Here is a 12,007-nt window from a genome sequence, read left to right as displayed (position 1 = left end):
ATGACGGGAAAACCCAGGACACCGCAGTTCAAGCCGTATGGCTCGGCGGGCCGATGAGTTTGCCGGCCGGCTGAGGTCTTCCTCGTGACAAGCCCGCCCCGGCGGCGGATCAGGAACGATGGAGGACAGGATGGACAATCCGATTCGGCTGTACATGTCGATGTCGCTGGACGGCTATATCGCCGGCCCGGACGATCGGCCGGGGCAGGAGCTCGGGCGTGACGGTGGACGGCTCTTCGACTGGCTCGACGACCGGGAGTCCGACGGCCCGAGCGGCCAGGTCTACCGCGAGGCGACGGGGACCGGTGCGGTGATCTCCGGCCGTCGGACCTTCGAACTCGCCGGTCGCTGGCAGGGCGACCACCACGACGGCGTACCGATCTTCGTCCTCACCCACCGGGTGGAGGACGGGGACGTGCCACCCGGCCACGCGCGATTCGTCACCGACGCCGAGGACTGCGCCCGTCGGGCTCGCGCGGCTGCGCGGGACCGGCCGGTCCTGGTCCACGGCGCGGGGGCGGCCCAAGCGCTGCTGCGGGCCGGGCAGTTGGACGAGATGGAGATCCATCTGGTTCCGGTCCTCCTCGGGGGCGGCCGGCGGCTGTTCGACCACCTGGGGAGTGGCCACATCGAACTCGACCTCGTCCGGCGGCTGGAGGACCGGGACGTCACACACCTTCGGTACCGGGTACGGGGGGCGGCGTGAAGACGCTCTTCGTCTCGTACCGCGTCACCGACCTGGACCGCTCGCTCGGTTTCTACACGGCCCTGGGCTACGCCGAACTGGGCAGGGTCGAGAGCGGCGACGGCGCGTGCCTCGCGATCCTCAAGTTCCCCGGCGAACCGGCGGCCTCGCTCGAACTGGTCCACCGCCCCGGCGCCGGACCGGTCGACGTGGGCAGCGGTTTCGACCACCTCGCGATCCAGGTGGAAGCGCTCGCCACCACGCGGGAGACGCTGACCGGAGCCGGCCTGAGCCCCGGACCCCTCCAGTACCCGGGCGGCCCCCACGGCCCGAAGACGTCATGGCTCACGGACCCGGACGGCTACCGGATCGAGTTGGTGGAGTGGCCGTCCGGACATGCCGACGGCATCACCGCGGAAGACCTCACCTGAGGCGGCCAGGAGTTCACAGCCGGGGAAGGCCCCCCTCGGTCCGCCCGGCTCCAAGGGGCTGAAGCGGCTCAACTCCCGAAGTAAGCCCTCTCGTTGACGTGGAACATGTAGTCCCGCCAGTGCGCCTTGATGTAGGTGAACCGCGCCGGGTCGTAACTCCACAGCTGGTCCAGCGCGCCTTCGATCACGCTCTCGTCGGCGCGGATGTAGTCCAGCACGGCTTCGGAGACGGGGGCGTACGACCAGTGCCACCGTTCCTCGCTGATCGCGGGGGAGCCCTGCGCGGACGAGGCGGTGTAGGTCTGGAGGAAGCCGTAGCGGGACGCGTTCGCGCGCAGCCAGGCGTAGTCGGCGGACCGGGGGCCGCCGTCCGCCCAGTTCTGCGGGGTGGTGTCGAAGAAGTCGGCGTCGCTGCCGAGGTGGTGGCGGGAGACACCGGGGGCGGTCGAGGTGCGCAGGATCTCGATCTGCCGCTCGTCGGGGGTGAGCGCGGCCCAGACCTCGCGGTGCGAGTCCTTGTCCGGGTCCCACTGCGGGTCGGTGCCCAACTGGGCCGCGTACTGGGCGCGTACGGCGTCGACGATGATCCCGAAGGTCCCGGCGCCGCCCGAACCGGTGCGCAGGAAGTCGTACTTGCGGTCCCATATCTGGCGTTGTACGGACGCGGCGCGCACCCAGGAGACGACGACGGTGTCGCGCGGGACGCCGAGTCCGGTCGCGGCGGCGTCGGCGAGCGCTCCGACCTGGGCGTCCATCTCCGCCTTGAGGTCGCCGGGCGCGGTCCCCGTGCCGGTGATCCACGCGGCGACGGCGGCGGGGTCGGAGTGCTTCAGCACGTGCGCGACGGCCCACTTGCGGTGGTCGATCCCGTACGGGGAACGGTACGTCCGCACCGGTGTCTCGTCCGTGGCGAACGCCGACTCCCCGAGGCCGACGAGTCCTACCGCACCCGCGCCGGCGGCGGCCAGTCCGAGGAACCGGCGGCGGCCGGGGGTTCTTCCGTCGTGCGTGCTGTCCATGTCGTTCCGTCCTCGATGATGTCTCGTCAAGCCCTTGCCGAGTACGACGACCGCATGAGGCTCGACGGTTTCGGCCTGGGCCGACACCGCTGGAAGCGGCGGGTGTTGTGCGGGTCGAATGAACTGAGGCCCGCCCCGCCCCGCGTCCGTGAACGGCACGCGGGGCGGGGCGGGACCGGGGGCTCAGCCCACGGTGTACGTGTACGGGATCCCGATCAGCTCGGAGCCCGCCGTGAACGGCGAGTCCGTGTCGATGTAGACGGTTCCGTGGACGACCGTGCCGACGGGCGCGGCCGGGGTCAGCGTCAGGTGCATCGTCGCCGCCTTGCCGGGGGCGGCCCGGACGCTGTCGAAGTCGGCGCTCGGGTCCCAGTACGCACCGGTGGATGCCTTGGCCGCCGGGTCGAACGCCTGGGTCGTGGCGGTGAGCGTGACCTTCGCGGTGCCCGTGCCGGCCGGCTTGTCCCGGTAGGGGCCCTGGTCGGTGACGTCGGTGATCCACTGCCCGGCGGCCAGTTGGCCGGCCCGGGCGGTGGCGACCGTGGTGCCGGTACCCGGCTGCCCGAACACGGCGGGCGCGCCGGTCCAGGGGTAGAGGTTCAGGTCGACCGGGCGGTCCGCGCTCGCCGTGGCGACCAGCCCGGTGGTGTGCGAGGGCACGGTCCAGGACGGGCCGCCCTCGTTGACCTTCCCCGTCCCCGACTTGTCGTCGCCGAGTTCGAAGGCGCTGATCTCGGCCATGGTGTCGAGCCGGGGGTCGAGGAAGTAGTGCCGCACGGCCGGGCCGGAGTTGACCACCCGGACCGGGACGGTGAGCGAGCTGCCGCGCTTGAGGACGCGGGACGGGCTGTCGGGCAGCCCCGGCGCCGACGCCGTCACGGCGTCGAAGCGGACCTTACCGGTCACCTGCTGGCTGAACGCCTTGCCGCTGACGGCGTCGGGCAGTCCGACGATCAGGGTCCAGCGCCCGGCGGCCGGACGGTTCGCGGAGAGGCTCGCGTACTTCGTCGGAACGCTCTCTTTCTCCGCGGTGCGGTCGGTGTCGCGGGCGAGGACCTGGCCGTCGGGGCTGATCAGGTAGTAGACCAGGGTGGTGGCGGGGTCCTCGGCCGTGAGGTCGATGGTCAGGCCGCGCCTGCCCGCCGGTACGTCCAGGTAGTAGCCCTTGGTCTGGCCGACGTCCCGGCCGACACCGCCGGTGACGGTGGCGGCGAAGGACGTGCTGTGCCCCGGCGCCGTGGGGATCAGCGTGCGGCGGGCCACCGGGAGGGACAGCCGGGTGCCCGCGTCGGAGGCGAACTGGAGCGAGAACGGCGCGTCACCGGCCGTACGCGGCAGCGGGACCCGTACGGGGAACCGGGCGGTGCCGCCCGCCGGGACGACCCGCGTCTGCTCGGGCACCCCGGCCGTGGTGTAGCGGTGACCGGTGAGCCGGACGGTGACCGGGCCCCGGTAGCTGCCGGGCTTCAGCGGCTTCTCCTGGAGGTGCATACGGCCGTTGTTCCACACCACCTTGACCGTCCAGGCGCCGGGGCGCGGGTCGTGGACGTCGACGTGCTGGTAGTTGCTGTGCAGGCCGTAGCCGTCGTAGTCGTAGCTGAACTGGGTCAGCCGCCCGTCCGGATCGACCAGGACCAGCGCGAGCTTCCCGGAGTCGGCGGTGCCGGGCCACACCATCTCGGCGTCCAGCAGCGGGGTGCCCCTGGGGACCTGGACGGTGAACGGCCGCGCGGCGAGCGCGCCTTCGCGGTCGTCCCCGGCCAGGGGCGCGCCGACGGTGACCTTGCGCCGGTCGCTGAAGGTCTGGGCGCCGACCGTGCGGGAGGTCATGGTGACCCGCTGCGGGCGGGCGCCGGTGTTGGTCAGGGAGACGGTGGTGTCCTGCGTGCTCCCCGGCTTGCCGGTGATGGTCAACTGGCCTGCGGAGGGGACCAGTTCGGCGCCGCTCGACCGTGCCGCGCGGACGGCTGCGGCGGTGTCCAGCAGCCCCGCGCCCTGTTCGTCGGCGGGAGCGCGCAGGTCCCGCGCCGTGCCGGTCAGGAGCCGCTTGACGAGGTCCGGCGCGGGCCGCAGCCCGCCGTGCGCGTCCTTGTACGCCTGGATGACGACGGCCGCCGCGCCGGCCACGAAGGGCGCCGACTGGCTGGTGCCGCCGAACACCTGGGTGGGCAGGGCGCAGTCGCCGAAGCGCGGGGAGGCCGTGCAGGCGGACATGCCGACCATGCCGGGGGCCACCAGGTCGACCAGCTTGTTGTCCTGGGTCGTGCCGCCGGAGGACAGCGCGGTGATGTTGTCGCTGGTCCACTTCCGGTAGCCGAGGCCCTGCGCCGCCAGCCGGAAGGACGTGGTGGCGCCCACGCCGATCACGTGCGGGTCGCTGGCCGGTGAACCGATCGTGCCGGACGTCCCCGAGTCACCGCTGGAGGCGACCACGGTCACCCCGGCGGCGACCGCGGCGTCGTCGGCCAGCCGGATGGGATCGGTGGCCGCGTCGGGGTACGTGTTGCCGCCGAAGGACTGGCTGAGGACGTCGGCGTGGTGGGCCACCGCGTACTCGATGGCCCGCACGAACCCGGAGGTCCAGGCGTTCTTCCCGAACACCCGCAGGTCCATCAGCTCGGCGCCGGGCGCGAACCCGCGGATCCGGAAGGTGCAGCCCTTGGGCAGCCCCGCGTACGGCAGCTGCGCGGACATGTCGTACGTACGGCTGCCCTGCGCGGCGATGGCACTCGCGTCGCCGAACGCCTCGCCGCCGCCGGTCGCGGCGTTCACGCCGTCGCCGCTGAAGTCCTCGCGGTCGGTGACCACATGGGTGCCGTCGGGGCGGATGAACTCCGGGTTGTCCGCGTCCATGCCCTCGGCGAAGAAGGCGACCTTCACGCCCTTGCCGGTGGCGGTGCGCTGCGCGGCGTCGGTGTGCGTGAGCTGGAGGGCCTCGGGTTCGAGGAGGGGGGCGGCGGGGGTCTTGGGGCAGTACGACGGGGCGCCGGTGGCCGTGCCGGTGCTCGCGGCGGTCGTGGTGGCGCCGTGCGTGTCGGGCAGGCGTATCGGGAGGTCCGGTACGACGGCGGCCACGTTCCGGTCGGCGCGGATGCGCGTTATGGCGTCCGGCTTCAGGGTGGCGGAGACGGCGTTGATCAGGCTCATGCCGCTGACGTGGGTGGCGCCGTCCTTCTCCAGCCGCGCCATGACGGGGGCCTGGTCCTCGGCCGCGGCGTGCGCGCGCTCGGTGGAGCGCGTCCGCATCGGGAGGCCGGTGAGCTGGTCGCGCAGGACGACGATGACCCGTTGCGCGGGGCCGCTCGGGCTGTCGCCGGCCGACTGTGCGGGGGCGGCTCCCAGGGAGAAGGCTCCCAACAGGACCGTGGCCGCGAGCGCCGCTCTTCTTCTGTTGTCGTGCATGAAGTTCTCCGCTGGTGGGGGGTGCGGGACGGCAGTGGCCGCCGCCGATGATCATTCGCCCCAACTCGTGAACTTCGTAAGGCACTTCATGTCAAAGGATGCTCAAAGTTTCAAGTGTGCGGGAGGTTTTGAGGAGCGGTCCGGGCGAGGGCGTGACCGGGAGCGCTTCCGGTCGCATTATTGGCATGGACCCGACCGATGGAGCGGGATCGCGAGGTCGGGACTGTCGACGTGCCGGTCATCGGGCCGGCACCAGGGAGGTCACCGTGATCACCACCCCTCGCGCGCGCCGGCGATTACTCCGCACGGCGGTGCTCGGCGTGCTCCTGCTCGTCTCGTCGTTCCTGTCCGGCCTGTCGTCCCCGTCCGCGTCCGCCGCACCGGCCGCGCGAGCCGCCGTCGCGGACTCCTCGGGCAACGCCACGCACTTCGACGGCCTCGGAGCACCGTACGGCGGGTGCGGAGTACCGCAGGCGAACCTGGAGTCACAGAACTTCGTGGCGCTCAACGTGTGGAACACGCCGGGCAGTTACGCCGGGCAGCCCACTCCGCGGCCGATCGCCTCCGGCGACGCCGCCCGCATGGGACTGTTCGCCAACGGCCACAACTGCGGTCGCTGGGTCCGGGTGGCGATCGGCGACTACTGCACCGGCGTCAACGACGGCGCGGCGGGCCAGGCGTTCTGCCGGGGCGGAAGCTGGACGCCGGACCAGTACAACGGCGCGACCCTGGACATGCTGGTCGCCGACAGCTGCGGCGACACCAACGCCTGGTGCCGTGACGACCCGTACCACCTGGACCTGGCCACACAGTCGCTCAACGCCTTCCAGCTCGGCGGGCGGCCGGTGGCGGACATGTACCCGGGCCGGTGGAACAACCGGCACATCTCCTGGTCGTTCATCCCGGCCCCCGGCTACGTGGGCGACATCTCGATCGGCTTCGTCCAGAACGCCGCGCCGTGGTGGCCCACCATCGACGTCACCCACCTGCCCAACGGCATCCACGGTGTCGAGTACTACGACGGCACCGCGTGGGTGTCGGCCACCATGGTCAGCGACCTGGGACAGCAGTACGCGATCGGCCCGAACTCCTCGGGCGGCTCGAACTACACCATCCGGGTCCGTGACGTCGACGACAAGCTCGTCCAAGGCGGCCGGACGTACGCCTTCGCTCTGCCGGGCTCCTGCTCCTCCGGATGCTCCCAGCCGTACACCGGCGTCGGTTACACCACCGGCGGGAGCGGGGCGCTGGACGTACCGACGAACCTCGCGGTGACCGCCACCACCGCCACCAGCGTCTCGCTGTCCTGGAACGCCTCGTCCGGCGCCGCCGGTTACACCGTCTACCGCGACGGGCAGCCGGTGGGCAGCACCACCGGCACGTCCTTCACCGACAGCGGCCTGTCCGCCGCGACCTCCTACACCTACACGGTCAAGGCGCACGACAACGCGGGCGGCACTTCCGCCGCCTCGGTCGGTGTCTCGGTCACGACGGGCGGCGCAGGGGGCTCCGGCTGCACCGCCACCACCAGGCTGGTCAGCTCCTGGTCCGGCGGCTTCACCGGCGAGGTGACGGTCACCAACACCAGCACCTCCACCAGCGCGGGATGGCGGGCCGGGTGGAACTGGCCCGGCAACCAGAAGGTGACGACCGCCTGGAACACCAAGCTGACGCAGTCGGGTTCCTCGGTCACCGGCTCGAACGCCGACTACAACGGCACGATCCCGCCCTCCGGCCGGACGACGTTCGGCTTCAACGCCACCGGGGACGCCTCCGGCCTGCCCGGCAACGCTGTCTGCACACTCACCTGAGCCGCGCGATCCCAGGATCGGGGCGGGCCTGCCGGACGAGCGGGCCCGCCCCGTACACGTGCGCGTCGACGATACATCCGATGTAAAGCGTTTCCTGGACAGGAGTGAACCATGCAAGTACTGCTGTTTTAAGGCTACTTCCGTCCCGGTTCTGGACAATCACCGCCTGTGCACCCGCTAATACATCCCATGGATAGGCAAGAGAGAGCCGTGTCCCAACCGATCAGCCGCCGTGCGGCGCTGACCGGCGTGGCCGCCGTGACGGCTGCCGCGGTGGTGCCGACGGCCCTGGCGGCCCCCGCCCACGCCGCCGCCGCGAACCAGCCCCTGCCCCTGCCCCCGCTGCGGATCCCCCGGCCGGACCTGGGCGTCGAGCAGCAGCCCGACGAGAAGATCCGCTGGATGCAGGACGCCAAGCTCGGCATGTTCATCCACTGGGGGGTCTACGCCGGCCCGGCCAGGGGCGAGTGGTACATGGAGAACGCGGCCGTCACCCCGGAGCACTACCGCACGTACGTCACCGACGCGGGCCCCGAGCAGTTCACCGCCGACGCGTACGACCCCGCCGCGTGGGCCCGCCTCGCCAGGGACATGGGCGCCCGGTACACCGTCCTGACCGCCCGTCACCACGACGGGTTCGCGCTGTGGCCGTCCACGCACCCGAACGCCTGGCACTCCGGCCAGGCCCCGCTGCGGCGCGACCTCATCGGCCGGTACGTCTCCGCCGTACGCGACGCCGGACTGCGCGTGGGCCTGTACTACTCGCCCCTGAGCTGGCGCTATCCCGGCTACTACGACGTCCACGGCACGGGCTGCCTCCCCAACAAGTGGGGTTACGTCACCGACCCCGCGCACAAGGAGAACGCGCGGGTCATGAAGAACGAGGTGTACCAGCAGGTCAAGGAGCTGGTCACCCAGTACGGCACGATCGACGACCTGTGGTGGGACGGCGGCTGGCTGGGACAGCAGGGCTCCGACGCGGACGCCGCCTTCTTCTGGGAACCCGGCAGGTTCCGGGACCCGGCCAACGAGTGGCCGGTGGACGCCGCTTACAGCGACACCGAGACGGGAAAACCCCTGGGCCTGACCGGCCTCGTCCGCAAGCATCAGCCCGACATCGTCACCACCCTGCGCTCCGGCTGGATCGGCGACTACACCAGCGAGGAGGGCGGCGCGGTGCCGACCGGCGCGATCCGCTCCGGGAGGCTGGCGGAGAAGTGCTTCACCATCGGCGGTGCCTGGGGCTACACGGCCGGCGCGCCCGTGATGAGCTTCGGCGCCATCATGAACATCCTGGTCAACGCCTGGGTACGGAACATGACCTGCCTGCTCAACGTCGGCCCGGACCGCACCGGCGCCATACCGGCCGACCAGGCGGCGGCGGTGCGCCGGGTCGGCGCCTTCCTGACCACCTGCGGCCAGGCCGTCTACGGCACGCGCGGCGGCCCCTGGCAACCCGTGGACGGCCGCCACGGCTTCACCTACCGGGGCGACACCTTCTACGTCCACCTGCTGCCCGGCCACAGCGGCACCGCCTTCACCACCCCGTCCACCGGGGACGCCCGGGTCGTCCGCGTCTTCGACGTCGCCACGGGCACCGGCCTGCCGTACACCGTCGGCCCGGACGGCTCGGTGACCGTCACCGGCATCGACCGCACGCGTGTCCCCGAGGACAGCGTCGTCGGCGTCACGCTGGACCGCTCCGTGGAGCCGGCCGACATCGCCGCGGGCCGGACCGCCACGGCGAGCAGCCAGGAGAGCGCCCACGGCAACACCGCGGCCAAGGCCGTCGACGGCTCCACCGCCACCCGCTGGTGCGCGGCCGGGGGCGGCAGCGGCGAGTGGCTGAAGGTGGACCTGGGGGAGCGCAGGCAGCTGACCGGAGCGCGGATCGCCTGGGAGTTCCCGGACACGAACTACCGCTACCGGATCGAGGGTTCCCCCGACGACGCCGGCTGGACCACCCTGGCCGACCTGTCCGCCACGGCCTCCACCGCACAGGTACAGGCCGCTGCCTTCCAGACGCAGGCCCGGTACGTACGGGTCACCGTCACCGGCCTGCCCTCCGGCGCCTGGGCCTCGATCCGCAGCCTGGAGATCTACGACCGGCCCTTCACCACCCCGTGAAACGAGGACGCGCCATGAGAAAACCCTGGATTCTCCTGATGGCCCTGCTCGCCGCCGCCTTGTTCGGATCGGCGGTCCCCGCCTCCGCCGCCCCCACCACCCCTGTGCGGCTCATGCCGCTGGGCGACTCGATCACGTGGGGTGTGGGCAGCGGCACGGGCAACGGCTACCGGAGTTCGCTGTGGAACAAGCTCGCGGCGGACGGTCATCCCGTGGACTTCGTCGGCACCGGGCGAGCCGGTTCGATGTCCGACCCCGACAACGAGGGCCACTCCGGATACAAGATCCACCAGATCGCCGCGCTCGCCGACGCCGCGCTGACCCGCTACCGGCCCAACGTCGTGACGCTGATGATCGGAACGAACGACCTCAACGAGTCGTACCAGGTCTCCACGGCCACCGCCCGGCTGAAGTCGCTGGTCGACCGGATCACCGCGGCCGTGCCCGACGCGACGGTCCTCGTGGCCTCCCTCGTCGTGTCCACCAGCGGCTCCGAGGAGCAGTACCGCGCCGCGTACAACCAGGCCGTCCCCGGGATCGTGAACGAGGCGCAGGCGGCGGGCCGGCACGTCGGGTACGTGGACATGAGCGCCCTGACCAGGGCCGATCTGGCCGACGCCCTGCACCCCAACGACGCGGGCTACGAGAAGATGGCCGCCGCCTTCCACCGCGGCGTCCGCGCTGCCGACGACGCCGGCTGGCTGCGCAACCCCGCCCCGGCCCCCGCCCGCGTGTCCTCCGGCATCGCCGGCAAGTGCCTGGACGTCGCCGGCGCCGGGACCGCCGACGGAACCGCCGTCCAGACCTGGAGCTGCGGCGACGGCGCACAGCAGCTGTGGTCCGCCTACACCGACGGCACCCTGCGCTCCCTCGGCAAGTGCCTCGACGCCGTCGGCGCGGGCACCGCCAACGGCACGAAGACGCACCTGTGGACCTGCCACGGCGGTGCCAACCAGGTCTGGCAGCCCTACGACGGCGGCTACCGCAACCCCGCCTCCGGCCGCTGCCTCGACGTCCCGGGCTCCTCGACGGCCGACGGTACCCAGCTCCAGCTGTGGGACTGCCACGGGGGCACCAACCAGAAGTGGACGACCCTCGCCGCCGGATGACACCGGCCCATGCGGTTTTCCGCACCGAGAACCACCCGACACGGCCGTGGTCGCGCTGATACCTTCGGCAACTGGCGTATCAGTCAGGGGAGTTACCACCCAGAGGTGATCGTATGAGTCGGTCCTTCGCACCCGGTGAGGTCATCGTCCGCAGCGAGGTCCTCGACGGCAAGGAGTGGGTCGTCTACCCGGTCCGGGTCGTCCTGGACACACCGGACCTGCTCGCCGTGTACGTGCACCAGGGGACCCGACTCACCTTCGGTGGAAGCGACTTCAGCCTCGGCGAGCATCCCTGGGCGGCGTCCGGCCGGTTCTGGCGCTCCGCAGGCGTCCTCCAGCTCCAGCGGCCGGGCGACTGGTACGCCGTCTGGGGCCGCTGGGAGGGCGACGAGTTCGCCGACTGGTACGTCAACTTCCAGCGCCCGCTGCGGCGTACGGACCGGGGTTTCGACACCCTGGACCTTGAGCTGGACCTGGTGATCCCGGCCGACGGCTCGGCGCCGCAGTGGAAGGATCTCGAAGAGTTCGAAGCGCGCGCCGGGCGGGGCGAGTTCGAGCAGGAGGAGGCCGACGCCGTGTGCCGCGCCGCCCGCGAGGTGCGTGACGCGGTCGGGCGCGGGCGCGACTGGTGGGAGTCGTGGCGTGACTGGCGGATGCCTGCCGGATGGAGCGTGCCGGGCGCCGTGGAACTCGCGTCGCGCGGCGCCGTGGAGTGAGACGCGCCGCTCAGGACAGGGCGGCGCGGACCCCGAGGGCGATGAAGACGACCGCCGTCACCCTGGTGAGGACCATCTTGAACCGGGGAGTGCGCGTGATGTGAGCGGCCTTCTCCACGAGGAACGTCCAGCAGCCCAGCCACAGCGCGGTCAGGGCGGCGTGGACCGTGGCCAAGGAGAGCATCTGCGCGGCGAAAGAGTGTCCCGGACGGATGAACTGGGGAGCCAGGATGAGGTAGATCGACACGGCCTTCGGGTTGAGCAGGTTCATCATCAGGGCCTTCGAGTACGTCGAGGAGGCCCAGGCCGGCCGGCGCCGGCGCGACGGCTCGCCCGCGGCCGTCGGCCTGGCACTGCGCCAGGTCCAGATCCCGAGGCCGACCAGGAACACCGCACCGGTCAACTGGACGGCCGTGAACGCGCGCTGCGAACTCATCACCAGCGCCGAAAGGCCGACGGCCGCGAGGGTGGCGTGCGCGTAGATCCCGGTGGTGGTGCCCAGGATCACGGACCATGCCTGTCTGCGGCCGTCCTCTGCGACCTGCTGGATCAGCAGAGTGAGACTGGCTCCAGGGGCGATCGTCAGCGGAAGCAGGGCCAGCGCGAAGGTGACGATCGCGTAGGGGTGCGGCACAGGAAAAAGCCTCTCGAACGGGAACGGCGCCGTCTCCTGCGGCCGGGGGGAGAGCGCACCAGGACGCTCTCCC

General features: G+C 71.7%; 9 protein-coding genes. 6 read left to right on the top strand and 3 right to left on the bottom strand.

The window, feature by feature from the left end:
- The first annotated feature begins 130 nt into the window (after positions 1-130).
- Together ACQCO7_RS01285 and ACQCO7_RS01280 are read left to right on the top strand one after the other, a co-directional pair.
- Entirely contained in the window at positions 131-706 is a 576-nt protein-coding gene (locus ACQCO7_RS01285) for a dihydrofolate reductase family protein (protein ID WP_464069987.1), read from the top strand.
- Positions 703-1,116 carry a VOC family protein gene (locus tag ACQCO7_RS01280; RefSeq protein ID WP_464069986.1) on the top strand — a complete coding sequence of 138 codons (414 nt, stop codon included), beginning with the start codon at positions 703-705 and terminating at the stop codon, positions 1,114-1,116. The genes ACQCO7_RS01285 and ACQCO7_RS01280 overlap by 4 nt, the downstream gene beginning before the upstream one ends.
- 68 nt (positions 1,117-1,184) lie before the next feature.
- On the opposite strand, the gene ACQCO7_RS01275 is transcribed toward ACQCO7_RS01280, so the two are convergent.
- Together ACQCO7_RS01275 and ACQCO7_RS01270 are read right to left on the bottom strand one after the other, a co-directional pair.
- A complete protein-coding gene (locus ACQCO7_RS01275; RefSeq protein WP_464069985.1) occupies positions 1,185-2,135 on the bottom strand; it encodes a D-alanyl-D-alanine carboxypeptidase family protein in 951 nt (316 codons plus the stop codon).
- Between the two features lie 183 nt (positions 2,136-2,318).
- Positions 2,319-5,537, bottom strand: coding sequence for a S8 family peptidase (locus ACQCO7_RS01270; RefSeq protein WP_464069984.1), 3,219 nt, complete (start codon positions 5,535-5,537; stop codon positions 2,319-2,321).
- 266 nt (positions 5,538-5,803) lie between these two features.
- Between ACQCO7_RS01270 and ACQCO7_RS01265 the strand changes: the two genes are divergently transcribed.
- The 4 genes from ACQCO7_RS01265 (at position 5,804) to ACQCO7_RS01250 (ending at position 11,300) form a co-directional block, all read left to right on the top strand.
- The gene (locus ACQCO7_RS01265; protein WP_464069983.1) at positions 5,804-7,348 is read left to right on the top strand and encodes a cellulose binding domain-containing protein; all 1,545 of its coding nucleotides are present in this window, start codon (positions 5,804-5,806) and stop codon (positions 7,346-7,348) included.
- A 210-nt stretch (positions 7,349-7,558) separates the two neighbouring features.
- Entirely contained in the window at positions 7,559-9,475 is a 1,917-nt protein-coding gene (locus ACQCO7_RS01260) for an alpha-L-fucosidase (RefSeq protein WP_464069982.1), read from the top strand.
- A gap of 14 nt (positions 9,476-9,489) precedes the next feature.
- On the top strand, positions 9,490-10,584 hold the full coding sequence (locus ACQCO7_RS01255) for a ricin-type beta-trefoil lectin domain protein (RefSeq protein WP_464069981.1): 1,095 nt from the start codon (positions 9,490-9,492) through the stop codon (positions 10,582-10,584).
- A gap of 113 nt (positions 10,585-10,697) precedes the next feature.
- On the top strand, positions 10,698-11,300 hold the full coding sequence (locus tag ACQCO7_RS01250; protein WP_464069980.1) for a ribonuclease FAU-1 family protein: 603 nt from the start codon (positions 10,698-10,700) through the stop codon (positions 11,298-11,300).
- A 10-nt stretch (positions 11,301-11,310) separates the two neighbouring features.
- Here ACQCO7_RS01250 and ACQCO7_RS01245 read toward each other — a convergent pair whose 3' ends face one another.
- Positions 11,311-11,934, bottom strand: coding sequence for a LysE family translocator (locus ACQCO7_RS01245; protein ID WP_464069979.1), 624 nt, complete (start codon positions 11,932-11,934; stop codon positions 11,311-11,313).
- Between the last annotated feature and the right edge of the window lie 73 nt (positions 11,935-12,007).

The sequence above is a fragment of the Streptomyces saintjeani genome, assembly GCF_055409605.1.
The sequence above is the reverse complement of the archived record's forward strand: the minus strand, read 5'-3'. Positions and strand labels throughout refer to the sequence as shown.

Coding starts and splice junctions, on each gene's coding strand:
- ACQCO7_RS01285 (WP_464069987.1), top strand. CDS start 131: ATGGACAATCCGATTCGGCTGTACATGTCGATGTCGCTGGACGGCTAT.
- ACQCO7_RS01275 (WP_464069985.1), bottom strand. CDS start 2,135: ATGGACAGCACGCACGACGGAAGAACCCCCGGCCGCCGCCGGTTCCTC.
- ACQCO7_RS01270 (WP_464069984.1), bottom strand. CDS start 5,537: ATGCACGACAACAGAAGAAGAGCGGCGCTCGCGGCCACGGTCCTGTTG.
- ACQCO7_RS01255 (WP_464069981.1), top strand. CDS start 9,490: ATGAGAAAACCCTGGATTCTCCTGATGGCCCTGCTCGCCGCCGCCTTG.
- ACQCO7_RS01250 (WP_464069980.1), top strand. CDS start 10,698: ATGAGTCGGTCCTTCGCACCCGGTGAGGTCATCGTCCGCAGCGAGGTC.